This window comes from Micromonospora sp. DH13 (assembly GCF_020873825.1).
Taxonomy (GTDB): domain Bacteria; phylum Actinomycetota; class Actinomycetes; order Mycobacteriales; family Micromonosporaceae; genus Micromonospora; species Micromonospora haikouensis.
The window spans coordinates 81,002-104,914 of sequence record NZ_JAHWGR010000015.1 but is presented as its reverse complement, the minus strand read 5'-3'; the positions used below and the strand labels follow the sequence as shown (position 1 = coordinate 104,914).

The 23,913-nt window shown below is 73.9% G+C and carries 23 protein-coding genes; 13 read left to right on the top strand and 10 right to left on the bottom strand.

The annotated features are described in order from the left end of the window. Nucleotides 1-11: 11 nt before the first annotated feature. Complete coding sequence (locus LPA42_RS16910) at nucleotides 12-1,268, top strand: erythromycin esterase family protein (RefSeq protein WP_077938510.1); 1,257 nt, start codon at nucleotides 12-14, stop codon at nucleotides 1,266-1,268. Nucleotides 1,269-1,271: 3 nt separating this feature from the next. On the opposite strand, the gene erm is transcribed toward LPA42_RS16910, so the two are convergent. Together erm and LPA42_RS16900 are read right to left on the bottom strand one after the other, a co-directional pair. After that, entirely contained in the window at nucleotides 1,272-2,063 is a 792-nt protein-coding gene (gene erm, locus LPA42_RS16905; RefSeq protein WP_077938509.1) for an ErmE/ErmH/ErmO/ErmR family 23S rRNA (adenine(2058)-N(6))-methyltransferase, read from the bottom strand. A 390-nt stretch (nucleotides 2,064-2,453) separates the two neighbouring features. Beyond that, nucleotides 2,454-3,359 carry a Gfo/Idh/MocA family protein gene (locus LPA42_RS16900; RefSeq protein WP_198956636.1) on the bottom strand — a complete coding sequence of 302 codons (906 nt, stop codon included), beginning with the start codon at nucleotides 3,357-3,359 and terminating at the stop codon, nucleotides 2,454-2,456. A gap of 228 nt (nucleotides 3,360-3,587) precedes the next feature. Between LPA42_RS16900 and LPA42_RS16895 the strand changes: the two genes are divergently transcribed. Then, complete coding sequence (locus tag LPA42_RS16895; protein WP_043965988.1) at nucleotides 3,588-3,980, top strand: hypothetical protein; 393 nt, start codon at nucleotides 3,588-3,590, stop codon at nucleotides 3,978-3,980. Next, on the top strand, nucleotides 3,973-4,383 hold the full coding sequence (locus LPA42_RS16890) for a hypothetical protein (protein WP_077938508.1): 411 nt from the start codon (nucleotides 3,973-3,975) through the stop codon (nucleotides 4,381-4,383). Before LPA42_RS16895 ends, LPA42_RS16890 begins: the two co-directional genes overlap by 8 nt. A gap of 79 nt (nucleotides 4,384-4,462) precedes the next feature. Here LPA42_RS16890 and fabG read toward each other — a convergent pair whose 3' ends face one another. Then, on the bottom strand, nucleotides 4,463-5,221 hold the full coding sequence (gene fabG, locus LPA42_RS16885; RefSeq protein ID WP_077938507.1) for a 3-oxoacyl-ACP reductase FabG: 759 nt from the start codon (nucleotides 5,219-5,221) through the stop codon (nucleotides 4,463-4,465). A 56-nt stretch (nucleotides 5,222-5,277) separates the two neighbouring features. Continuing rightward, nucleotides 5,278-6,930: an alpha-amylase family protein gene (locus tag LPA42_RS16880; RefSeq protein ID WP_077938506.1), complete on the bottom strand. Its 1,653-nt coding sequence runs from the start codon at nucleotides 6,928-6,930 to the stop codon at nucleotides 5,278-5,280. 78 nt (nucleotides 6,931-7,008) lie between these two features. On the opposite strand from LPA42_RS16880, the gene LPA42_RS16875 reads away from it, so the two are divergent. Together LPA42_RS16875 and LPA42_RS16870 are read left to right on the top strand one after the other, a co-directional pair. Beyond that, nucleotides 7,009-7,614, top strand: coding sequence for a DUF1349 domain-containing protein (locus LPA42_RS16875; protein ID WP_077938505.1), 606 nt, complete (start codon nucleotides 7,009-7,011; stop codon nucleotides 7,612-7,614). Nucleotides 7,615-7,732: 118 nt separating this feature from the next. Next, nucleotides 7,733-8,404, top strand: a complete 672-nt coding sequence (locus tag LPA42_RS16870; RefSeq protein WP_043965979.1) for a DedA family protein — start codon at nucleotides 7,733-7,735, stop codon at nucleotides 8,402-8,404. A 76-nt stretch (nucleotides 8,405-8,480) separates the two neighbouring features. On the opposite strand, the gene LPA42_RS16865 is transcribed toward LPA42_RS16870, so the two are convergent. The 4 genes from LPA42_RS16865 to LPA42_RS16850 form a co-directional block, all read right to left on the bottom strand. Beyond that, nucleotides 8,481-10,049: a cellulose binding domain-containing protein gene (locus LPA42_RS16865; protein WP_077938504.1), complete on the bottom strand. Its 1,569-nt coding sequence runs from the start codon at nucleotides 10,047-10,049 to the stop codon at nucleotides 8,481-8,483. A 43-nt stretch (nucleotides 10,050-10,092) separates the two neighbouring features. After that, nucleotides 10,093-11,532 (bottom strand): chitinase, encoded by a 1,440-nt coding sequence (locus LPA42_RS16860; RefSeq protein WP_228986675.1) that lies wholly within the window; start codon nucleotides 11,530-11,532, stop codon nucleotides 10,093-10,095. 62 nt (nucleotides 11,533-11,594) lie between these two features. Beyond that, a complete protein-coding gene (locus LPA42_RS16855; protein ID WP_077938503.1) occupies nucleotides 11,595-12,494 on the bottom strand; it encodes a membrane protein insertase YidC in 900 nt (299 codons plus the stop codon). Between the two features lie 210 nt (nucleotides 12,495-12,704). Continuing rightward, nucleotides 12,705-13,004 (bottom strand): DUF6412 domain-containing protein, encoded by a 300-nt coding sequence (locus tag LPA42_RS16850; RefSeq protein ID WP_228986674.1) that lies wholly within the window; start codon nucleotides 13,002-13,004, stop codon nucleotides 12,705-12,707. A 192-nt stretch (nucleotides 13,005-13,196) separates the two neighbouring features. Between LPA42_RS16850 and LPA42_RS16845 the strand changes: the two genes are divergently transcribed. From LPA42_RS16845 to LPA42_RS16830, 4 genes are all read left to right on the top strand, one after another. Beyond that, on the top strand, nucleotides 13,197-14,345 hold the full coding sequence (locus LPA42_RS16845; RefSeq protein ID WP_096761676.1) for a glutamate--cysteine ligase: 1,149 nt from the start codon (nucleotides 13,197-13,199) through the stop codon (nucleotides 14,343-14,345). A gap of 93 nt (nucleotides 14,346-14,438) precedes the next feature. After that, complete coding sequence (locus LPA42_RS16840) at nucleotides 14,439-15,812, top strand: FAD-dependent oxidoreductase (RefSeq protein ID WP_077938501.1); 1,374 nt, start codon at nucleotides 14,439-14,441, stop codon at nucleotides 15,810-15,812. 78 nt (nucleotides 15,813-15,890) lie between these two features. Then, nucleotides 15,891-17,312, top strand: a complete 1,422-nt coding sequence (locus LPA42_RS16835) for a WGR domain-containing protein (protein ID WP_077938498.1) — start codon at nucleotides 15,891-15,893, stop codon at nucleotides 17,310-17,312. A 41-nt stretch (nucleotides 17,313-17,353) separates the two neighbouring features. Beyond that, on the top strand, nucleotides 17,354-18,259 hold the full coding sequence (locus LPA42_RS16830; RefSeq protein WP_077938497.1) for an aminoglycoside phosphotransferase family protein: 906 nt from the start codon (nucleotides 17,354-17,356) through the stop codon (nucleotides 18,257-18,259). 11 nt (nucleotides 18,260-18,270) lie between these two features. Here LPA42_RS16830 and LPA42_RS16825 read toward each other — a convergent pair whose 3' ends face one another. Further along, complete coding sequence (locus LPA42_RS16825) at nucleotides 18,271-19,125, bottom strand: Fpg/Nei family DNA glycosylase (protein WP_077938496.1); 855 nt, start codon at nucleotides 19,123-19,125, stop codon at nucleotides 18,271-18,273. An 839-nt stretch (nucleotides 19,126-19,964) separates the two neighbouring features. Between LPA42_RS16825 and LPA42_RS16820 the strand changes: the two genes are divergently transcribed. The 3 genes from LPA42_RS16820 (at nucleotide 19,965) to LPA42_RS16810 (ending at nucleotide 22,328) form a co-directional block, all read left to right on the top strand. Next, nucleotides 19,965-20,435: a hypothetical protein gene (locus LPA42_RS16820; protein ID WP_144082698.1), complete on the top strand. Its 471-nt coding sequence runs from the start codon at nucleotides 19,965-19,967 to the stop codon at nucleotides 20,433-20,435. Next, a complete protein-coding gene (locus LPA42_RS16815; RefSeq protein ID WP_077938495.1) occupies nucleotides 20,432-21,223 on the top strand; it encodes an NUDIX domain-containing protein in 792 nt (263 codons plus the stop codon). The genes LPA42_RS16820 and LPA42_RS16815 overlap by 4 nt, the downstream gene beginning before the upstream one ends. 241 nt (nucleotides 21,224-21,464) lie before the next feature. After that, nucleotides 21,465-22,328, top strand: a complete 864-nt coding sequence (locus LPA42_RS16810; RefSeq protein ID WP_228986673.1) for a DUF4383 domain-containing protein — start codon at nucleotides 21,465-21,467, stop codon at nucleotides 22,326-22,328. Between the two features lie 297 nt (nucleotides 22,329-22,625). On the opposite strand, the gene LPA42_RS16805 is transcribed toward LPA42_RS16810, so the two are convergent. Continuing rightward, nucleotides 22,626-22,994, bottom strand: a complete 369-nt coding sequence (locus LPA42_RS16805; RefSeq protein WP_228986672.1) for a helix-turn-helix domain-containing protein — start codon at nucleotides 22,992-22,994, stop codon at nucleotides 22,626-22,628. 97 nt (nucleotides 22,995-23,091) lie between these two features. Between LPA42_RS16805 and LPA42_RS16800 the strand changes: the two genes are divergently transcribed. After that, nucleotides 23,092-23,742, top strand: coding sequence for an NAD(P)-dependent oxidoreductase (locus LPA42_RS16800; protein ID WP_228986671.1), 651 nt, complete (start codon nucleotides 23,092-23,094; stop codon nucleotides 23,740-23,742). Nucleotides 23,743-23,913: the final 171 nt, after the last annotated feature.

Genomic DNA, 23,913 nt, shown 5'->3' with positions numbered 1-23,913 from the left:
TAGCCGCGGACATGCTGGTACAGCGGCTCGGCGCGCCGAGCGACTTCGATGGACTGCTGGACCGGATCCGGGGCGCCCGGATCGTCATGATCGGCGAGGCGACGCACGGCACCCACGACTACTACCGCCTCCGCGAGCAGCTGACCCGGCGGCTCATCGCCGAGCAGGGCTTCCGCTTCGTCGCCGTCGAGGGGGACTGGCCGGACTGCGAGCGCGTACACCGGTCGGTCACCGCCGCCCCCGGCGGGCTCGCCGACCCGCAGGCCGCGCTGGAGCGCTTCACCCGCTGGCCGACCTGGATGTGGTCCAACGCCGAGGTGGCGCGCTTCTGCCGCTGGCTGCGCGCCTGGAACCAGGAGCGCCCCCAGCAGCAGCGCGCCGGCTTCCACGGGCTGGACGTCTACAGCCTCTGGGAGTCCATGCAGGCGATCTTCGACTACCTGGGCGAGGAGGAGCCCGCCTCGCTGGAGGCCGCGCAGGAGGCGTACCGGTGCTTCGAGCCGTACGGACGGCGGATCGAGGAGTACGGCGCGGCCAGCCGGTTCGTCTCGGCCCGCTGCGAGGAGGAGGTGGTGCGGCTGTTGGCGCGTACCCGGGAACAGGCCACCGCGGACGGCCCGGACCGCTTCTCGGCCTGGCAGAACGCGGAGGTGGTGGCCGGCGCGGAGCGCTACTACCGGGCGATGATGGGCGGCGGGCCGCACTCGTGGAACGTCCGGGACATCCACATGGCGGACACCCTGGACCGGCTGCTGGACTTCCACGGCCCCGGCTCGCGGGGGATCGTGTGGGCGCACAACACCCACGTCGGCGACGCCCGGGCCACCGACATGGCCGCCGACGGGATGGTCAACATCGGCCAGCTCGCCCGCGAACGGCACGGCGCGGACGCCGTGGTGCTCGTCGGCTTCGGCAGCTACCGGGGCACGGTCGTCGCCGCGCCGCGCTGGGGCTCGCCGGCCGAGGAGATGGTGGTGCCGCCCGCCCGCCCCGGCTCGGTCGAGCGGCGGCTGCACGAGCTGCTGCCGGAGCGGGCGGTCTTGGTCTTCGGCGGCCCCGACCAGCCCGGCTGGGTCACCGAGGAGCACGACCACCGGGCGGTCGGCGTCGTGTACGACCCGAACTTCGAGTCGTGGGGCAACTACGTGCCGACCCGGCTGGGCGAGCGCTACGACGCGTTCGTCTGGTGCGACGAGACCCGGGGCGTGCGCCCGCTGCCGGCGCTCACCTCGTTCGGCGAGATGGAGACGTACCCGGCGGGGGTGTGACCCTCAGCGGAGCAGCCGGTGCAGGGTGATCCACTGCTCCGGCCAGACCTCGCCGGGCAGGGCGTCCCGGTCGAGGCGCACCGCGCGCAGCGCCGCGTCGACCCGGGCGCGGGGGCGGTGCCGGCTCAGCGAGGCCGCGACGCCGCCGCCGACCCCGCCGAACCCGACCTCCACCAACCGGCGGTACGCGGGCCACTCGCCGGGCGGCAGCAGCGGCTCGGCCCGCCGGTCGAGGCGCAGGATGCCGGCGTCGACGCGGGGCACCGGGCGGAACGCGGCGCGGGGCACGGTGCCGGCGAGCCGCCACGCGTACCCGGGCCAGGTCAGCACCGTCAGCCGGCTCCACCGGCCGGCGTGACCGGTGCGCTTGCGGGCGTACTCCAGTTGGGTGAGCAGGGTCGCCGAGCGCAGCCGGTCGGCCGCCAGGCACCAGCGGACCACGGCCGCCGTCAGCGACCACGGGATGTTGCCGACGACCGCGAACGGCTCGGCGGGCGGGTCCGCCGCCAGGAAGTCGGCCCGGCGCAGGGTCACCCCGGGCAGATCGGCGCAGGTCACGGCCAGGTCCGCGGCGGCGACCGGGTCGATCTCGTACGCGACGAGCCGCCCGCACCGGGCGGCCAGCGCGCGGGTCAGCCGGCCCCGGCCGGCGCCCACCTCCAGCAGCAGGTCGCCGGGGCCGGGGCGGGCCGCCGCGACGACCCGCGCGACGGCGGCCGGGTCGGCGAGGAAGTTCTGGGACAGTACGCGACGGGACCGGTCGCGTTCGGTGGCACGGGTACGGCGGGGCGCCATGGGTCGTCGTCCTGTCTGTCGCCGGCGGCGACGGGCACGGACAGGCGGCCGGCGGGCAGCCGGCGGGTGGGCCTGTCCGGTCGGATGGGGACTCGGACGGCCCTCGGCACGGGGGACGCGGGCGGCGTCAACCGCCCGGCGGTGATCAGGCGCGGGTGGCGTCCCGGCCGGCCGGGGCCGGACGCCGGACTCGCGGGCGGGCCACCAGCAGCGGGGCCCACGCGGCCGGCGAAGCGGCCACGTCGATCAGGGCGTGCGTGAACATGCGGGCAGAGTAGGCCGGGCGACCCCGGTCACGCGACCGATTTGCCGGCCGCCCAGGCACACCCACCTCGGCCACCGGAGCGACGTCTACGGCGTCCTGTGACGCACCGGGCTGCCGCAGCGGTCTCAGTCGGGCACGGTGACGGTGCGGCCCTCGGCGCGGGCGGTCTCGGCGGCGGCGAGGACGCCCACCACGTCGCGGCCGAACCGCACGTCGCACCGGTGGTCCCGGGTACCGGCGTCGATCTCCTCCAAAAGCTGGTCGATCGCCACCCCGAACGCGGTCAGCGAGCTGCCGTCGCCGGGCGGGACCGGCTCGACGCCGCTGTCGCCGTAGAAGGCGAACTCGGCCGTCACCGCCTCGGGCGGGGCGTCGAGGGTCAGCGAAACCGTGCTCGTCGCGCCGCCGGAGTGGGTGAGCAGCAGGTGGACCAGGCCACGCGGGCCGTCCATCGCGGCGACCCGGGTCACCGGGCCGAGCACCGGCAGGATGATGGACAGGGCGTGCGGGCCGATGTCCCACAGCGCGCCCCGGTCGCGACGCCAGCGGGAGCCGCCGTACGGGCTGCCGGGCTGGAAGATCGAGGCGAACCGGACCGCCCTGGCGGTGTGCCAGCCGCCCGCGGCGGCGGTCGAGGCGAGGAAGCCGGCGATGTTCGGCTGGAAGCGGCTGGTGAAGAAGACCACGGAGGCGACGCCGGACTGCGCGGCGGCGGCGACCACCCGGTCGGCGTCGGCGACGGTCAGCGCCAGCGGCTTGTCCAGCAGCAGGTGCCGGCCGGCCGTGGCGGCCCGGACGGCGATGTCGGCCTGGACGTCCGGCGGCAGCGCCACGGCGACCGCGTCGCAGGCGTCGAGCAGCGCGTCGACCTCGGTGAACGCGGGCACCCCGTGCCGGCGGGCCAGCTCGGCGGCGCGGTCGGGGTCGCGGCCCCAGACGCCGGCCAACTCTGCGCGGGGGTGCGCGCCGATGCCCGCCGCGTGCGTCTCGGCCGCCCAGTGGCCGGTGCCGAACAAGCCGAACCGCAGCACGGTCCACCCCCGGTGTCCGTCGTCGGCGCCGGCGAGCCCGGAGCCGTGATCCACGCTAGCCGCCCGCCCCGCCTTGGCGCAGCCGACGCGTCGGGCACGGGAACGCGGACCCCGGCCCGGGAGGCGGACGGGCGTGGGGCGGGGCTGCGGGCGGACCGGGCCGGGGGCGTGTACTACGCCGGTTAGTAGGCTGTCCCGGTGACCGAGACTGCGACGCCGTTGGCGTCGATGACCAGCGCGGCGGCCGGCTCGCCGGTGGACGGGGTGCTGGCGACGGCGACGATCGTGCTGTCGCTCGTACTCGCCGGGTGGGCGCTGGTGGCGGCGGTGCGCAACCGGCCGCCGGACCGGGTGCAGCTCGCCGGCCTGGCCGTGCTGGAGCTGGCGCTGCTCGCGCTGGCCGTGGTGGCGCTGGTCGCCCTCGGCGGCGGCGAACGGCCGGGCGAGCCGGGCGCGTTCTTCGGCTACCTGGTGACGCTGGTCTGCCTGCCGCCGCTGGCCTGGGTGCTGGCCCGGATGGAGCCGACCCGGTGGGGCTCGGCGATCGTCTGCGCGATCTGCGTGGTCACGCCGGTCGTGGTGGTCCGGCTCCAGCAGACCTGGGAGGTCGTCGGTGGTTGAGACCGAGGCGCACCGGCCCGCCACCAACACCGGGCCGGGCCGGCTGCTGATCGCCGTGTACCTGCTGTTCGCCATCGCCGCGACCTCCCGGGCCGGCCTGCAGATCGCCACGCGGTTCGCCGAGGCCCCGGTGGCGTACCTGCTGTCGGCGCTGGCCGCGCTGGTCTACATCGTGGCCGCCGTGGGGCTGGCCCGCGCCGGGCACGCGGGCCGACGGGTCGCGCTGGCCTGCTGCTCGGTGGAGCTGGTCGGCGTGGTCGGCGTGGGCCTGCTCAGCCTCGCCGACCCGGAGCTGTTCCCCGACGAGACGGTCTGGTCCGGGTTCGGCAGCGGGTACGGCTACGTGCCGCTGGTGCTGCCGGTGCTCGGCCTGCTCTGGCTCTGGCGCACCCGCACCCGCTGACGCGCCCCCACCCCGCCGGCGGGGTGAGAAGGGTGCCCTTCTATGCAGGAAGCGTTAACAAGGGGCCCTTCCTTGCACCTCAGTCCTTCGGGCCGCCGGCCACGTAGACGACCTGGCCGGAGACGAAGGACGCGCCCTCGCTGACCAGGAACGAGATGGTGTGCGCCACGTCCTCCGGGCGGCCGACGCGGCGCACCGGGATCTCCGACTCGGCGTGCTTCTGGAGCGCCTCGAAGTCCACCTTCATCCGGGCGGCGGTGGCGGCGGTCATGTCGGTGACGATGAACCCGGGCGCGACCGCGTTGACGGTCACCCCGAACGGGCCCAGCTCGATGGCGAGGGTCTTGGTGAAGCCCTGCAGGCCCGCCTTCGCCGCCGCGTAGTTGGCCTGGCCCCGGTTGCCCAGCGCGGACGTGCTGGACAGGTTGACGATCCGGCCCCACTTCGCCTCGACCATGTGCTGCTGGGCGGCCTGGCTGAACAGGAACGCGCCGCGCAGGTGCACGCCCATGACGGTGTCCCAGTCGGCGTCGGTCATCTTGAACAGCAGGTTGTCGCGGAGCACGCCGGCGTTGTTGACCAGCACGGTGGGTGCGCCCAGCTCGGCGGCGACCCGCTCGACGGCGGCGGTGACCTGCGGCCGGTCGGCGACGTCCGCGCCGACGCCGATCGCCCGGCCGCCGGCCGCCACGATCGCGTCGACGGTGTCGGCGGTGGCCGCCTCGTCGATGTCGACCACGGCGACGGCCAGGCCGTCGGCGGCGAGCCGGCGGGCGGTGGCCGCCCCGATCCCCCGCGCGGCCCCGGTCACGATGGCGACCCGCTGCTCCTCCGACATGCCTACCTCCCGGTAACCTACGCCCGACCCGGGGAGCGTAACCCACCGGCCGGAGGTCAGAACGTGTCGCCGCGGCAGAGCCGGATCCAGCGGTAGCCGTAGCCGGCGAGCTTCAGGGAGTCGAGCTTGCCCACCTCGCCGTACTGGCGGTCGGTGAGCACGTCCAGCGGCAGGTCCGCCTCGGCGGCGAGCATGCCCAGGTCGATCTCCACGTCGTCGGTGCCGAGGTTGTGCAGGAAGACCATCGTCCCGGTCGGACCGTCGGCCCGGTGCGCCAGCACCCCGGCCGGCATCGGCACGTCGATGTGGGTGGTCGACCCGGAGCCGATCTCCGGGGCCTCGCGCAGCGTCCGGATCATCCGCTCGAACCACGACAGCAGCGAGCGCGGGTCACCGCGCTGGGCGGTCACGTTGACCTTCTCGTACGAGTAGTCGCCCGCGTCGATCACAGGACGGACCAGCTTCTCCGGGTCCGCCGTGGAGAAGCCGGCGTTCGGCTTGAACGACCACTGCATCGGGGTACGGATCGCCTCCCGCCCCGGCAGCGACAGGTCCTCGCCCATGCCGATCTCCTCGCCGTAGCGCAGCACCGGCGTGCCGCGCAGCGAGAACTGGAGCGCGTACGCCAGCTCGACGCGGCGGCGGTCGTTGCCGAGCATCGGGGCGAGCCGGCGGCGGATGCCCCGGTCGTAGATGCGCATGTGCTCCTCGGGGCCGAACTCGGCGTACACCTGGTCACGCTGCGCGGCGGTGAGCCGCGACAGGTCGATCTCGTCGTGGTTGCGCAGGAAGGTGGCCCACTGGCCGCCGGTGGGCAGCGTCGGGGTGTCGCGCAGCGCCTCGATGACCGGCTCCGGGTCCCGCCGGGCCAGGGCGAGCATGAGCCGGCCGTTGAGCATGAAGTCGAACAGCATATGGATCCGGTTGCCGGAGCCGCTGCCGTCGCCGAAGAAGGTGGGCAGCTCGTCGGGCTCCACGTTGGCCTCGGCGAGCAGGACGGCGTCGCCGCGCCGCCACTGGACGTGCTGGCGCAGCTCGGTGAGGAACTCGAAGTCCTTCGGGGAGTCAGGGTTGCCCGGCTCGGTCAGCTCGATGATGAACGGGACGGCGTCCATCCGGAAGCCGGAGACGCCGAGCTGGAGCCAGAACGAGACGATCTTCTTGACCTCGGCGCGCACCTTCGGATTCGCGAAGTTGAGGTCCGGTTGGTACTTGTAGAACCGGTGGTAGTACCACGCCTTCGCCGTCCGGTCGTACGTCCACGTCTCGTTCTGCTCGCCCGGGAAGACCATGCCCTGGTGCCGGTCGGCGGGCTCGTGGTCGGCCCAGACGAACCAGTCGCGGTAGGGCGAGTCGGGCGACGACCGGGCGGACTGGAACCACGGGTGCTGGTCGGAGGTGTGGTTGACCACCAGGTCGATGATGACGCGGATGCCCCGGTTCTGCGCCTGGTGCAGCAGCTCCGCGAAGTCGCCGAGGGTGCCGAAGCGCGGGTCCACGTTGTAGAAGTCGGTGACGTCGTAGCCGTCGTCCCGGTTGGGCGACGGGTGGATCGGGTGCAGCCACAGGCAGGTCACCCCGAGCCTGGCCAGGTAGTCCAGCCGGCCGATGAGGCCCCGGATATCGCCGACCCCGTCGCCGTCGGAGTCCGCGTACGTGTCGATGTCGAGGCAGTAGACGACGGCCTCGGAATACCACCTGTCACCCATGCCGGCGTACCTTCTCCGATTCGGCCCGCCGGCAAACGCGAGAACCCTCCGGGTCGCGGGGGCGGTAGCGTTTCCGGCATGAGCAGCGGATCGGGTACGGGGTTGCGCGACGTCGACTGGGCGCAGGGCGAGTGGCTGCACCGGCCGGTGCGGGCCGAGCCGACGCCCGACGGCGGGCTGGTCGTCGAGCCGGGCGCGGGCAGCGACTTCTGGCGGCACACCAGCTACGGCTTCGTGCACGACGACGGCCCGGCCCTGCTCGCCCCGCTGCCGTCCGGCAGCGCCGTGGAGGTCGACTTCCGGCTCGACTTCACCGAGCAGTTCGACCAGGCGGGCGTGCTCGTCCGGGTGGACGAGCGCAACTGGGTCAAGGCCGGGGTCGAGGTCAGCGACGGCGAGTTACAGGTCGGCGCGGTGGTCACCCGGGAGGTCTCCGACTGGTCGGTGGCCCCGGTGCCCCAGTGGTCGGGACGGGCGGTGAGCGTGCGGGTGAGCCGGGCCGGCGACGCGCTGACCGTGCGGGCCCGCGCGGGCGACGAGCCGTGGCGACTGGTCCGGGTGGCCCCGCTCGCGCCGGACGCCGAGGCGACGGCCGGGCCGTTCTGCTGCTCGCCGACGCGGGGCGGACTGGCCGTGACGTTCACCGGCTGGCGGCGGGGCCCGGCGGACGCCGCCCTGCACTGAGCCCCTCGGGTGGGCCCGGTCACCGGGGGGTGTGATCGCCCGCAGACTGGGTAACACCTCCCGATCCCCCCGGCGGCCCCACCCAGGTCCGCTCCCGCGGCTCCACGGAAGGACACCCATGGCCCTCGCCCAGGACGTCGAACCGTCGCAGTTCACCGGGCTGACCGGGTGGGTGGCCGACGTCATCGGGGCGCTCGGCGCGGTCGGGGTGGCCCTGCTGGTGGCCCTGGAGAGCATCATCCCGCCGATCCCCAGCGAGATCGTGCTGGCCATGGCCGGCTACCTCGCCTCGCAGGGCCAGTTCAACGTGGTGCTGATCGTCGTCGCCGCGACGGTCGGCTCGCTGCTCGGGGCGCTGGTGCTCTACTGGCTCGGCGCGGCCCTGGGCGAGGAGCGGTTGAAGCGGTGGCTGGACCACATCCCGCTGGTCGACCGCGACGACCTGGAGAAGGCCGACCGCTGGTTCGAACGGCACGGCCGGTGGGCGGTGCTGATCGGCCGGGTGGTCCCGGTGGTACGCAGCCTGGTGTCGGTCCCGGCCGGGGCGAACCGGATGCCGCTGGGCGAGTTCGTGCTGCTGACCACGCTGGGCAGCGGGGTGTGGAACGCGCTGATCGTGGGGGCCGGCTTCGCGCTCGGGTCGCGCTGGGAAGAGGTGGACCGCTACAGCAGCTGGTTCAACTACGCGATCTTCGCCGTCTTCGGGGTGATGGTCGTGAGCTGGGCGGCGAAGAAGGTGCGCCGCCGCCGCGCGCGGCGCGACCGGCAGTCGGTGACCGCCGGCCGCTGACCGCGCGCGGGCCCGCGCGGGCCGTCCCGGCTCAGTACCGGGCGGCTCAGTACCGGGCGGCTCAGTACCGGGCGGCTCAGTACCGGGCCGTGATGTTCGTGAACTCCCAGGTGTCCTGGGCGATGCCGGAGCAGTTGGCGACCACTCCCCCGCCGGGGCACGGCCGGTCGCGGTTGACCGACCAGAAGGTGAACCGGGACAGGCCGCGGGCCTTCGCCCAGTCGCGGATCTGCGTCCAGGTGGCCGGGGAGGTCAGCTCCTGCTGGTCGGACAGGCCGTTCATGCCGGAGATGCCCATGTGCGCGTACGCGGTGGCGTCGGACCAGCCGAACGCGTTCTTCAGCGCGGTCTTCAGCCCTTCGGCGGCGTTGACGGTGTTCTGGTACATGTTCGCGCCGCCGCCGAAGTCGAACGGCATGATCGTGAACGTGTCGATGTTCGCCCCGAGTGCGGCGGCCTGGTTGATCAGCCGGGTGCCGTAGTACGACGGGCCTGTGGTCGAGGTGCCGAACGTGACGATCGTCCTGATCCCCGGGTTGTTCTGCTTGACGATCTTCAGCGCGCCGAGGATGCGGTCCTGCACCGCCTCGTTCTCGAACTCGTCGCTGTTCTCGATGTCGATGTCGATGGCCTTGAGCCCGTACGCGTTGATGACCTGCTGGTACGCCCCGGCGAGTGCGCTGGCCGAGGAGCAGTTCGGGCCCAGCTTGTTGCCGCTCCAGCCGCCGAAGGACGGGATGACGTCGCCGCCGGCCGCCCGGATCGCGGCGATGGTGGCGGCGTGCGCGCCGCCGGTCAGCGGACCGGTGCCGTCCCACGCCGGGGTGCAGCCGCCGCCGGAGAGGACGAACGCGATGGTGAACCACCTGACGCCGGTCGCGCCCATGACCGTCGCCGGTGCGGGCGGGTCGCCCCAGCCCGGGTAGAGGTACGGCGCGGCGGCCATCGGCCCGTTCCCGCCCGTGCAGCCGGAGGTGGTGGCGGACACGGCGGCCGACTTCGCCGACTCACCCGAGGAGTTGTACGCCGCGACGGTGTAGCTGTGCGCGGAGCAGGTGGCCAGCCCGGAGACCGTCGCCGAGGTGCCGGTGACGGTGGCCCGCACGGCGCTGCCCTCGTACACCCGGTAGCCGGTCACGCCGGAGACGGCGTTCCAGGCCAGCGACACCGACGATGCGGTGGTGCCGGTGACCCGCAGCCCGCCCGGGGTGGCCGGGCCGGACGGGGTGCCGCCGCCGGTGCAGGAGCCGCCGTTGACGGTGCAGTTGGTCGGGTCGCCGGTGCCGGCGACGACGAAGCCGAACGAGGTGCTCGCCCCCGGGGCGAGGGTGCCGTTCCAGGACGCGTTGACGGCGGTGACGTGCTGGCCGGAGGCGCTCATCGTGGCGTCCCAGAAGGAGCCGAGGGTGGTGCCGGCGGGCAGGTCGAACTGGACGTTCCAGGAGCCGATGCCGACCGAGGTGTTGTTGGTGACGGTGAACTTCGCTTCGTACCCGCTGCTCCAGCTTGAGGTCTTGACGAACGTGGCGGTGGCCGCCGACGCGGCCGGCGGGGCCGCGAGGGTGGCCGCGACGACGGCGGCGGCGAGCGCGGCGGCGAACGTCGCCGCGCGGGGGGTACGCAGTGTCGGGGCGCGCAGTTTCACAGTGGCCTCCAGAGACCGGGGGTGGGGGGGGTGGGGCAGGGGGTCAGGGCAGGGTGGACAGGTGCGGCTTGACGGTGCGGGCGAAGCCGTTGCCGTTGCTGACGTCCCAGTTGATCGACCAGGTCATCGCGCCCCGGATGCCCGGGTAGGTGCGCGGCGGGCGGAAGCTGCCGCAGTTGGTGCCCCTGGCCAGGCAGTCGAGGGCGGCGTTGACGACGCTCGGGGCGACGATGCCGCCGCCGGCCGCGCCGGGCCCGGCGGGCAGGCCGAGGCCGACCTGGTCGGGGCGCAGCCCGGCCTCCAGCTGGATGCAGGCGAGCGCGACGATGAAGTTCACGCTGCCCTGGGGGTAGGCGGCGTTCTGGTCGCAGCCGAGCATCGCCCCCGAGTTGTAGAACTGGGTGTTGACGACGGTGAGGATGTCCCGGATGTCGAGGGCCAGCTTGAAGTAGCCGGCGGCCGGGGACTGCATGTCGATGGTCTGCGGCGCCATGGCGATGATCAGGGACGGGCCGGCCTTGGCCCGCAGGGCGCGCAGCGCCTGGCCCATGTACGTCGGGTTGAGCCCGTTCTCCAGGTCGATGTCGACGCCGTCGAAGCCGTACCGCCGCAGCAGCGCGTACGTGCTGTCGGCGAACGCGGTGGCCGAGGCGGCGTCGTTCACGGCGACCCGGCCGGTCTCGCCGCCGACGGAGAGGATCACCTTCCTGCCGCGCGAGCGCAGCGCCTGCACGTCGGCGGTGAACTCGGCGTCGGAGTAGCCACCGAGGGCGGCGGACAGGCCGGGGTCGACGGCGAAGGTGACCGCCCCGGGGGTGGCGGTGGCCTCGGCGAAGGCGACCGCGACGAGGTCGTACTCGGCGGGTACGTCGCGCAGCCGCAGCTCGACCGCCGGGTTGTCGAAGTTGTGCCAGTAGCCGGTGAGCAGGTGCTTCGGCTGGTCACCGGTGGGCGGGGCGGTCGTGGGCGGGGGTGTCGTGGCCGGCGGGGTGGTGGCCGGCGGGGTCGTCGGGGGCGCGGTGGTGGCCGGCGGGGTGGTGGGGCCGGTCGGGGTCGGGGTGGGGCCGGTCGGGGTCGGGGTGGGGCCGCCACCGCAGGGGGCGCCGTCGAGCTGGCAGTTGGCCGGGCTGCCGGAACCGGTGGCGAGGAAGCCGAACGAGGTGCTCGCCCCCGGGGCGAGGGTCCCGTTCCAGGACCGGTTGGTGAAGGTGTGCCGCTGGCCCGAGGAGGTCAGCAGCGCGTCCCAGTAGCTGCCGAGGGTGGTGCCCGCCGGCAGGTCGAAGGTGACCGCCCAGCCGGAGAGGGTGCTGGCCCCGCCGTTGGTGATCGTGTACTTGCCCTCCCAGCCGGTGCCCCAGTCGGCGGTCTTGACGAAGGTCGCGGTGGCCCCGGCGGCGAACGCCGGCAGGGCCACCCAGGCCGCCCCGACGGTCGCCGCGCACGCGGTCACCAGGGTCAAAATCAGTGCTCGGGTACGCCTCATGCAGCCCTCCACGCCCGGACGGCATTCACATCCGTCAACGTTGGCGCTTATTATTAGGACTGTTAACTGTTCCTGTCCAGGGGCTGGCCGGCGGAAACCTGCGGGCGACGCAGCACCGCCTGTTCGAGGGCCGTCCACGCCGTCGTGGTGACCAGGTAGAGCACCGCCGCCAGCGGCACCACCAGCGCCACCACCACGGTCAGGTACGGCAGCAGCGGCAGCACCCGCCCGAGCACGGCCGGCACCGCCCCGTCGGCCGTGGCACCGCCGCCGGCCGTGCCCGTGCCCCCGGCCGTGGTGCCGCCGCCGGCCACAGTGGTGCCGCTCGGGGTGGTGCCGCTCGGGGCGGTGCCGCTCGGGGCGGTGCCGCTCGGGGTGGTGCCGCTCGGGGTGGTGCCGGCCGCCGCCGCGCGCCGGGCCCGCCGCGACGACCACCAGGCCAGCGCCACCAGCGCCGCCAGCAGCGCCCCGAACAGCGGGCCCGCCGCACCGGCCAGCCCGTCGGAGAGGTGCCAGCCCAGCGGCACCCCGGCCAGCCGCTCGGCCAACAGGCCGGTGCCGGCGTCGCCGGTCCCGCCGCCCGTGCTGCCCTCGCCGGTGCTGAACAGCCGGTACATCACCAGGAAGAACGGGGCCTGGAGCAGCGCCGGCAGGCAGCCCGCGACAGGGCTCGCCCCGGCCGACCGGTACAACCCGAACAGCTCGCTCTGCAGGCGGGCGGGGTCGTCGGCGTACCGGCGTTGCAGATCGCGGACCTGCGGGGCGAGGGCCGCGCGGCGCCGCTCCCCACGGACCTGGGCCAGGGTGAGCGGTGAGACCAGCAGGCGGACGGCGATCGTGAACAGGACGATGGCGGCGGCCGTGGCGGCCCCGCCGGTCAGCGGCTGCAGGGTGCCGGCGAGCCAGGTGACGGTGTCGGCGGCGACGCCGACGGCGGCGTGCAGTGGTGCGAAGGCGAGCATGGTGACCCCTCGGTCCGGTTTCCGGTGGTGTCCGGCCGGCCCGTGGCGGGCGCGGCGGGACGGACGACGTCTCGTGGTCCCGGCTGCGGCCCCGGAGAGGGGCGCGGCGGGAGGGACCACGGCGGAACCGGCCGGGCGGCGACAGGGGACGACGGGCTGCCGCCCTGGTCCACCCGGCGGGCGGGCGGGGGCGGACGCGTCCGGGGGGCGCTACCCGGCCGAGGGGGCCAGGCCCGGCGCGCGGGGGCGGGGACGGCCGGCGGCGTCCGGGTCGACCTGCCGGGGCACGCCCCGACGGCGGGCACGTTCGCGCAGGCCCGCGCCCCGGCCGACGCCCCGCCTCGGCGGGCCGGCCGCCGCGGAGGGCCGCCCGGCGAGCAGCACGGTGAGCAGCACGACGGCGGCGACGGCCGCCCCGGCGAGCACCTCGGCGGGGCGGTCCGCGAGCAGGGTCAGGTGGGTGAGCGCGTACGCCCACGCCCCCGTCACCGCCAGCAGCAGCCCCGTCACGCCGGCCAGGGTAGGAGGTGCCGTCCACCCGGCGAACATCTCCGGTGAGAGGGGTTCCCTTCTCTACCGGAAGCGTTAACAGGGGGCCCTTCCTTACACCCGACACGCGGGTGGGCGTTTCCCCGCGCCGACACGGTGGGTAATGCGCCGTCGACGTCGCGGCGCGGTACCGCGACCGGCACGGAACGGACGGTGAGTGCGATGAGCGGGTCAGTGGCCGAGCGGGAACGGGACGCCGCCCAGGGCGGGACCGACCTGCTCACCGTCGGCGTGGAGGAGGAGTTCCTGCTCGTCGACCCGCACACCGGCACCGCCGTGCCGGCCGTCGACCTGGTCATGGAGCAGGTGCCGGCGGAGCTGCGCGGGCAGGTGGAGCGGGAGTTCCAGACCAGCCAGATCGAGATCGGCAGCCCGCCGGGGCTGGAGCTGTCGTCGATCCGGCACTCCCTCGGGGTGCTGCGCCGGGCGCTGGCCGACGCCGCCGAGCGCGCCGGCGTACGGGTGCTGGCCATCGGCACGGGCCCGGTCGAGGGGCCCGTGCCACCGGTGGTCGACAAGCCCCGCTTCGACCGGATGATCGATCGGTTCCGGCTGCTGGTGCCGGGGCCCGGCAACAACGGCATGCACGTGCACGTCGGGGTGCCGGACGCGGAGACCGGGGTGCAGGTGCTCAACCATGTCCGGCCCTGGCTGCCGATCCTGCACGCGGCCACCGCGAACTCGCCGTTCTCCGCCGGGGTCGACACCGGCTACGCGAGCTGGCGTTCGGTGGAGTGGGAACGCTGGCCGTCGGTGGCGCCGACGCCGTACCTGGAGTCGCACGAGCACTACGAGCGGCTGATCCGGCAGCTCATCGCCAGCGGGGTGATGCTCGACGAGGGGATGCTCTACTGGTATGCCCGGCTGTCGGCGAAGTATCCGACGGTGGAGCTGCGCATCGGCGACGTCTGCCCCTCGGTGGACGACGCGGTGCTGGTCGCCGCCCTGGTCCGGGCCCTGGTGGCGACCGCGATGACCGACATCGCCGAGGGCCGGCCGCCCATCCGCACCGACCACCACCTGCTGGTGGCCGCGCACTGGCGGGCCGCCCACGACGGCCTGGAGGGTGCGGGCGTCGACCTGACCGACGGCGAGCTGCGCCCCGCGTGGGAGCTGCTGGACGCCCTCGTCGAGCGGCTCGCCCCCGCGCTGGAGCGGCACGGCGACCTGGCCGAGGTGACCGACCTGCTGGGCGGGCTGCGCCGGCACGGCACCGGGGCGGCGCGGCAGCGGGCCGTCTTCGCGCGCACCGGCAGCCTGGTCGACGTGGTGCGGGACGTGGCCCGGCAGACCCGTGGCTGAGCGTGGCGGCCGGGATCCCGCACCGGGCCGGGACGGACGCCCGCACCGCCGGGACCGGCCCGGGGCGGGGCGCGGCGTGACAGGATGGTCGTCGTGGCGCAACGGCTGATCGTCGTCGGCGGGGACGCCGCCGGCATGGCGGCGGCCTCCCAGGCGCGCCGCCGCCGCGACCGGTCCGACCTGGAGATCGTGGCGTTCGAGCGGGGGCACTTCACGTCGTACTCGGCGTGCGGCATCCCGTACTGGATCAGCGGGGTGGTCCCGGAGCGGGACCAGCTCATCGCCCGCGACCCGGCGACCTTCCGCGCCGACTTCGACATCGACGTCCGGCTGCGGCACGAGGTCACCGCGATCGACCTGGCCCGCCGGGAGGTCGTCGCCCGCGACCTCGACGGCGGCGGCGAGGTCCGCGAGCCCTTCGACGAGCTGGTGTACGCCACCGGGGCGGTGCCGAAGCGGCCCGACTGGGCCGACCCCGAGGTGCGGGGCGTCTTCGGCGTGCAGACCCTCGACGACGCCTCGGCGCTGCGCGCGTGGCTGGACGCCGAGCCCGCGCCGCGCCGCGCGGTGGTGGTGGGCGGCGGCTACATCGGGGTGGAGATGGCCGAGGCGCTGATCCAGCGCGGCCTGTCGGTCACCCTCGTCGAGCAGGCCGACCAGCCGATGGCGACCGTCGACCCCGACATGGCGGCGCTGGTCGCCGACGCGATGCGCGGCATCGGCATCGACATCCGCACCGGAGTCGAGGTGACCGGGCTCGACGGCCGGGCCGGGCGGGTGTCCGCGGTGGTCACCGCCGACGGGCCGCTGCCGGCCGACGTCGTGGTCCTGGGCCTGGGGGTACGCCCCGACACCGCCCTCGCCGAGGCCGCCGGCCTGCCCGTCGGCCTCTCCGGGGGGATCCGGGTGGACCGGCGGATGCGGGTGCCCGGGGTGCCGGGGGTGTGGGCGGCGGGCGACTGCGTCGAGACCCTGCACCGGGTCAGCGGGCTGCCCGTGCACGTGCCGCTGGGCACCCACGCCAACAAGCAGGGCCGGGTCGCGGGGATCAACCTCGGCGGCGGGTACGCGACGTTCCCCGGCGTCATCGGCACGGCCGTGACGAAGGTCTGCGAGCTGGAGGTGGGGCGCACCGGCCTGCGCGAGCGGGACGCCGCGGCCAGCGGGTTCGAGTTCGTGTCGGTGCGGGCCGAGTCGACGAACCGGGCCGGCTACTACCCGGGGGCGCGGACGATGACGGTGAAGCTGATCGCCGAGCGGTCCAGCGGGCGGCTGCTCGGGGCGCAGATCGTCGGCTGGTCCGAGGCGGCGAAGCGGATCGACACGCTGGCCGTGGCGCTGTGGAACGAGATGACGGTGGACGAGATGACCGCCCTCGACCTCGGCTACGCCCCGCCGTACGCGCCGGTGTGGGACCCGGTGCTGATCGCGGCCCGCAAGGCGGTCGACGCCCTGCACCAGGGGTGAGTGTCGGGGGGCGCGGTTAGCGTGTGGGCGCAGTCGCGGTGCCGGGTCCGGCGCCCCACCCCCTCGAAAGGCATCACCATGTCGCAGGAGACGACCTACCTCGAACTGTCCGAAGCGGACGGTGCGGCGCACAAGTTCTACGAGGTGGTGGTGGACGACACCGCGCTGACGCTGCGCTACGGCCGGATCGGCGACCAGGGCCAGGTGAAGACCACGACCTACCCGGACAACGCGCGCGCCCGCGCCGCCGCCGCGAAGAAGATCGGCGAGAAGGTCCGCAAGGGGTACGCCCCGGCGGTGCCCGGCGTCCGCCAGAAGCGGCCCGTGTCGCGGCGGCAGATCGTCAGCACCCGCTCGACGGCCCGCACCGCCCCCGTGCTGTGGCGGTACGCCTCGGGCGCGCCCGCGTTCGGCATCTTCGTCGACGGGCGGCACTGCATGGTCGGCAACGAGCACGGGGTGATCACCACCCTCGACCACGACGCCCGGGTGCTCGACCAGGTCCGCCTGCCCGACGGGGTGAAGTGCATCGTCGCCGACGACGCCTGGCTCTACGCGGGCTGCGACGACGGCAACGTCTACGACCTGTCCGGCAAGGTGCCCCGGGTGGCGTACGCGATCGCCCCCGACATCGACATCTACTGGCTGGACATCCACGACGGGGTGCTGGGCGTCGCCGACGCCGACGGCGGCATCGCCGCGATCGACCACGAGGACGAGTTCCTGTGGCGGCGGCCGGGGCGCGGCCGGGCGGCGTGGATGGTGCGCTGCGACGCCGACGCGCTCTACCACGGCCACTCGCAGGGGGTCACCGGCTACGACTGGCGCACCGGCCGGGAGCTGTGGCACACCCGCACCGGGTCGGTGCTGTTCGGCTGGCAGGAGCGCGACGCCGTGTTCGCCGGCACCGGCACCCGCGAGGTGGTGCGGCTGCGCAAGGACGGGCGGGCCGAGCAGATCTACCGCTGCGACGCCCCGGTCTTCTCGTGCGCCACCGCCGAGGACGGCCGGTATGTCTTCGCCGGCGACAACCAGTCGTCGATCTACTGCTTCGACGCGGCCGGCAACCGGCTGTGGAAGCTCGGCACCGGCTGCGGCTCGGCCTACTCGATGCAGTTCCACGACGACCGGCTCTACGTGGTCACCACCAGCGGCTATCTGGCCTGCATCGACGCCAGCGAGCCGGCGATCCGGGCCGCCGAGGCGGGCACCGTGCCGGAGGTGGTGGACGTCAAGGCCCCCGCCCGGCAGCCCGAGCCGGCGGCATGGACCACCGTGGAGGTGGTCACCGACGACCGGGGCGGCGTGGTGGTGCAGTGCGTCGACGACGGCGGCCGGCTGCGCGTCCACGTGCTCTCCGACGGCTACCGGCGGGACTGGTCGGTGCAGTTCCCCAAGGGCATCCGCGAGCCGGGCGCGCGCTACCTGGTCACCGAGGTCCGCGAGGCGGGCCGGGGCGGCTTCTACCGGGCGTACGGCGACATCCGCCGGCTGCGCTGAGCGGTCCCTGGCGCGCAGCGGCGGTGCGGCAGGATGGTCCGATGGAGACGGAGCTGGAGATCCCCGAGCGGCTGAGCTGGTTGCGGCGGACGCCCTTCGGCCGAGCCTGGCTGGCGGCGCTGCCGGGCCGGCTCGCCGACTGCGTCGAGCAGTGGGGGCTGCGGCTCACCGGCCCGCCCTTCCCGTACGCGTTCGCCTCCCTGGCGCGGCCGGTCGAGCTGCCCGACGGCACCCGGGCGGTGCTCAAGCTCCAGCTTCCCGACGCCGACAGCATGCACGAGGCCACGGCCCTGGCGTGCTGGGCGGGCGACGGGGCGGCCCGGCTGCTGGCCCACGACCCGGGTCGGCGGGCGCTGCTGGTGGAGCGCTGCGACCCGGGCACGCAGCTGCACGCCGTCGGTCGGGACGGAGCGCCGCAGGTGACGCTCGACGAGGCGCTGGACGTCGTCGCCGGGCTGCTGCCCCGGCTGTGGCGACCCGTCGGCGCGCCGTTCACGCCGCTGGCCGAGGAGGCAGCGGGCTGGTCGGAGCGGCTGCCGGTGCGCTGGGAGCGGCTCGGCCGGCCGTTCGAGCGCCGGCTGCTCGACGCCGCGCTCGGCCGGCTCGCCGAGCTGGTCGACACGCAGGGCGAGCAGGTGCTGGTCAACCAGGACCTGCACGCCGGCAACATCCTGCGGGCCACCCGCGAGCCGTGGCTGGTGATCGACCCGAAACCGCTGGTCGGGGAGCGCGAGTTCGGCGTGGTGGCGATCGTCCGGGGCCAGGAGCTGGGCCACTCCCCGGCGGCGCTGCGGCGGCGGCTGGACAAACTGACCGGCGAGCTGGGCCTGGACCGCGAGCGGGTGCTGGGCTGGGCGATCGGGCACACGCTGGCCTGGAGCATGACCGATGACGTCGTGTTCACCGAGCACGCCGAGATCGTCCGCTGGCTGCTCGACCTCGCCTGAGCGGCGGCGGATCAGGCCCGGCCGGGCTGGCAGGTGGGGCACCAGTAGAGGTTGCGGCCCGCCAGCTCGCCCCGGCGCACCTCGTCGCCGCAGACGTGACACGGCTGGCCGGGGCGGCGGTAGACGTAGACCTCGCCGCCGTGCCGGTCCACCCGGGGCGCGCGGCCGGTGGCCTCCGGCAGGTGGGCGTCCCGCACGGTGTCGATCCGGCCCGCCTCGACGGCCCGGGTCATCAGGTGCACCAGGTCCGCCCACAGCTCCCGCCACCGGGCCGGGGTCAGCTCCCGGCCGGGCAGCAGCGGCGACAGGCCCGCCCGGAACAACGCCTCCGTGACGAAGATCAGGCCGGTGCCGGCCACCACCGACTGGTCGAGCAGCAGCGCCGCGAGCGGGGTCGCGCTGCGGGAGATCCGGGCGTACGCGCGGGCCGGGTCGGCGTCGGCGCGCAGCGGGTCGGGGCCGAGGCGGTCGCGCAGCGCCGCCACCTCGGGCGGGGTGAGCAGCTCGCAGGCGTTCGGGCCGCGCAGGTCCAGCCAGTGCCCGTGGTGCGACGCTTCCGGCCCGGAGCGCGTCCGCGAACCGTCGCCGGTCAGCCGCAGCCGCACCTGACCGACGGGCGGCGGGGGCTCGCCCGACCCGTCGGCGAACTTGCCGTACAGGCCGAGGTGCACGTGCAGGGTCAGCCCGTTCGCGTGGTGGTGCAGCAGGTGCTTGCCGTACGCCTCGGTGCCCTCCAGGACGGTGCCGGAGAGCAGGGCCGCGCCGTCGGCGAAGCGGCCCTGCGGGCTGGTGGCCCGCACCTCGGCCCCGGCGAACAGCTCGGCGTGCCGGGCGGCGAGGCGGTGGATGGTGTGTCCCTCTGGCACGTCGCAACGGTAGCGTGTCGGCCAGGACGGCCGCGCATCCGAACAGTGACCGAGGGCTTGCCCGGCGGTGCGAACCGGCCACGACGATAGCCGACAACTCAACGGCCCCCGTGGGCAAACACGGAGGCCGTTGCCATGGCTGCCCGTACGACTGAACAAGCCAGGAGGCGCGCCGCAGATGGATACTGGGCGGCCGCTCTCACCAGTATGGCATTGCGTCACAGCGATGAGAAGGCCATCGAGTCACGACCCTCCCACTATGCGGGATGGCACGGCGCGAGACTCGATGCGCGAACATCCCTTTGCGTCACAGCTACGCAATACGCTACGGCAACAACCGCGAGGAGCGCGCGGGCCAGCGCCAGAAACGCCCTGACGTGCACCAGGATCCGACAGGCGAATAAAACGTCACCTGCACGTGAACCGACCGCCGGGGACAATACCGTCACGACGACGCAATAGACCCTTCCATTGCTCGGCACCCATGAGAGCCCTCCAGCCGTTGCGCTGCATGTCCGGAAGGGGGCAAAGTTGTGACATGCGCGGCCACGGGAGCGGTGGGCAAACGCCACTCCCAGATTGAGCAGCGGTCGCGCGCCACTTAATGCCCGTACGACGACCAGGAAGGGAGGAAGCCATGATGGACTCGATGACCGTGACGGTCGCGGCGAAGGGCACCGTCGTCTGCATGCTGTTGATCATCGTGATCGTGCTCCTGGTCATCTGACCCAGCACGTCGCCCAGGCACGACGACAGCATCCGAACCCGTGGTGGTCCCCGGCTTCGGGGACCACCACCCCCGGACAGGACAAGAGAGAACACCAGACGGGAGATTGCCCGTGACGACCGCCGACAACCACAACGACAGCATCTCCGTGTCGTTGATCGGCAGCTTTCGACGGCATTACGCGGACGTGGTCCGGGCTGCGGAGATATTCGAATCCGCAGGGGTCCGTGTGCTTTCCCCCCCGATCTGTCGAATCGTCAATCCAGACAGCGAATACGTTCGTTTTGAATCCGATCCACCTCAGTCCACGGACCATTCCATCCAGGCGGAGACAACCAGAAAGATCCACGCATCCGACTTCGTCTACGTGGTCGCACCGCAGGGGTACGTCGGTCGAGCAACATGTCTGGAGTTGGGGTCCATCCTCGACAGAGGAATCCCGATCTACTATTCTGAGACGCCACAGGACGTGCCAATCGACATCGCACCCGACGCTATCCTCAGCCCAGCCGAGGTCATGTCTCGGCTGAAGCGAAGCGGTTTGCCCGCAACGGACAAGACAGGGGAGCGCCGCGCCGAATGATTCACGAGCAGCGCAGCCAGCCTGGCGGCCTGATCGATCCTCCTGGCAGCCGCCCCCGGGAGAACGTGAAGGTAACCGCCGACCTCGTCGTGCTGACGATACGCGAGCACACCCTGCAAGTGGCACTCGTCGAGAGAGCTAAGGCCCCGTTCGCTGGCATGCTCGCGCTGCCGGGCGGATTCGTCAGGCCCGGAGAGGATCTCGAAACCACCGCCCGCCGCGAGCTCAGAGAAGAGACCGGCCTCGACTCCGGCACCTTCCCGCTCCGCCAACTGAAGACGTACTCCGCCCCCGAGCGGGACCCCCGGGGCCGAGTCATCACCACCGTCTTCTTGGCCATCGCACCGAACCTGCCGCAGACGCAGACGCCCTCGGAAGTAAAGAACAACGACGTCCGACGGGCTACCTGGGTGACCATCGACGATCGGCTCATGCGGCAGTTGGCCTTCGACCACAGGCAGATCCTGGAGGACGCACGCCACGCAGCGCGGAACCTGTTGGAACACACTCCTATCGCTACCGACTTCTGTGGCCCGCAATTCACCATCACCGAGTTGCGCACCGTCTACGAGATCATCTGGGGCACGCCGCTGGACGCCCGAAACTTCCATCGGAAGGCTCTCCACACGAGTGGGTTCATCGAGCCGACGGGCCAGAACCAGACGAGCGGGGGAAGACCTGCACGGCTGTACCGTGTCGGGCCTGCGAAGCGGATCCACCCGCCCCTCGTCCCACCCTGTGTTGACGAGAAGCACTCAAACGATGGCCCAGGCCAGGCAGCCTCATGATCGCCCGCTGAGTTCGGCACCGGCAGGTGCATCGACTGTCCGACACTCGCAGGCGTCACGACTCACAAGGCAATCCGCCGCGCTCACACCCACGCCTTCCCCGGACACGACTCCCGCGAGGCGGCCCCCGATCGGGTGAACCGGGTGTCGCCGGATCGGCGGCTGGGTACCTCGGTGGCGTTACCGCGTGGCTGCCACCGGCGCTTCCGAGGTCTCCACGCGTTCATCAGGAGGTGATGAGGTGAAGATTCCTTCGCTGTTGTCCCGCCGGAACGAGCCGGCGACGACGTACGACAGCAACGGCGACGGCCGGGTTGACGAGCGCGACGGAACCGTCGCGTCCGGCACCGACGGCCGCCCCGACGGGCAGCCGGTGGTCACCGACCGGGGCGGGGAGCAGACGACGTACCGCAGCAGCGCGACCGCCACCGACGGCGAGCGGGCCTCCGACGTGGAGCGACGGGCCGCCGAGCGGGGGGCCCTGGCCCGGGCCGCCACCGCCCGCGCGGCCACCGCCCGCACCCCGGACGGCGAGCTGCGCCGCCCGGCCACCGCCGCGCCCACGGTGGACTCCCCGGACCCGGAGCGGGCCGCCGACCGGGAACGCGGTGCCTCCCGGACCCTGCCGGCGGCTCCCACGGCCGCACCGGCGACGGACCGCACCACCGAACGGCCGCTGCCGGCCGACCGGGACCGCACCACCGAACGGCCCCTGCCGGCCGACCGGGTCGACGCCGACGCCGAGACCCAGCGGGAGCCGGTGCCGGTGGTGGCCGGGCCGAAGCCGAGGGCCAGCCTGCTCGCCACCCTCGGCCTGGTCGTCGGCGTCGCCGGGCTGGCCGCCGTGCTGACCGGCACCCTCGCCGGGTACGGCATCGCGGTCGGCGCGCTGGGCGCGGTGCTGTCGGTGTTCGGCCTGCTCGCCACCCGCCGCCGGCACATCGCGGGCAAGACGGACGCGCTGCTGGGCATGGCCTTCGGCGTGGCCGCCGTGGTGCTCGGGGTGCTGGCGATGACCGGGCAGTTCGTCTGGCCCACCACGGACGGCGACTGGGTGCAGCGGCTGCGCGAGTGGCTCGACTCACAGTTTGTCGATCGCCTCTGACGGGCACATTGGACCCCGCCGGCGGTACGCCGGCACAGTTCGACCCGGCGGTGCGCCGGCCCTGATCGACCCGGTGGTGCACCGGGGATGCTCGACCCCGGCGGTGCGCCGGGACTGTGGGACCCGGTGGTGCACCGGGACTGTGCGACCCGGCGACTCGCCGGCAGCCCGACCACTCCGGTGGTTCACCGGCCGGGCACACCTTTTCGGGGGCGGCGATTCGCCGCCCCCGAAGCATGTCCGGCGAGCATGCCCGGGTGGCACCCCCGGGGTGGGCCCCGCCCCCGGGTCCCCGCCTCAGTCCCGGCGGGCGACGCCCTCCCGGGCGTCGAGAAGCTCGTCCCAGTGCTCGCGGTTCCACGCGCAGACGGCCTCGATCGGGCCGAGCATGCTGCGGCCGAGCGCGGTGAGGGCGTACTCGACCCGACGCGGCGGGCCGGGCTGCTCCGAGCGGCGCACCAGGCCGCTGGCCTCCAGCCGGCGCAGCGAGGCGGTGAGGGCCTTGGCGCTGACCCCGCGCAGGGGCACCCGCAGCTCGGAGAAGCGCCGGGGGCCGCCCTCCAGGCAGCGGATCACCATGCCGCCCCACTTGTCGCCGAACCGGAACGGCGACAGGTCCGACGGGCAGAGCGGGTCGAACATCTCCGGGTCCAGTGGCGTCGCCATGACACTCACCGTAATCGGTATCCGGGCGGTAACCGGCCCCCCGGCTAGCGTCGCTGCGAGGTCGCCGGCGGGGCGACCGGAGCGAGGGGGTACGTCGATGAGTGGGATCGTCGTCTTCGGGGCCGGTGGCCGGGCCGGCCGGGCCGTGGTGGCCGAGGCGCGGGCGCGTGGTCACGAGGTGACCGCCGTGGTGCGGGACCCGGCCCGCCACCCCGCCCTGGCGGCCGAGCGGGGCGTCCGGGTCGCCGCCGGTGACGTCACCGACGCGGGGCGGGTCGCCGAACTGGCGGCCGGACACGACGCGGCCGTGCACGCCGCCGCCGACCTGGGCGTACCGGCCGACGTGTTCTTCCCGGCCGCCGCCCGCGCGCTCGCGGCCGGGCTGGGGCGGGCCGGGGTGGGCCGGCTGGTGGTCGTGGGGCTGGCCGCCGTCCTGCCCACCGAGACCGGGGCCCTGCTGCTGGACACCCCCGGCTACCCGCAGGAGTACCGGGCGTTCTGCCTGGGGCACGGTGCCGGCAACGAGGCGCTGCGCCGGGCGGAGGGCGCGCCGGACTGGCTGGTGCTCAGCCCGGCCGGGGACTTCGACCACACCGGCCAGCCCGCCGGGGGCTACCGGTTCGCCTCGGGGGACGCCGGCAGCCGGATCACCTACCCGGATCTGGCCCTCGCCCTGCTCGACGAGATCGACGCGCCCCACCACCACCGGGTGCACCTGGGCGTAGAGGGCACGACGCCCACCGTGTGACGGCGGCAGTCGCCAGCGGCGGAGGAGACGGCCGGACAAGCGCGGGGGCGGCGACAGCGCAACACATCGCCGCCCTCGGGGTCCGAGACGCAACGAATCGTCGGGCGACGCAACTTCCGGCGGTGGATGTCGTCGCTGTGCCCGCATACCGTTGGGCAACGGCGCCAGCCC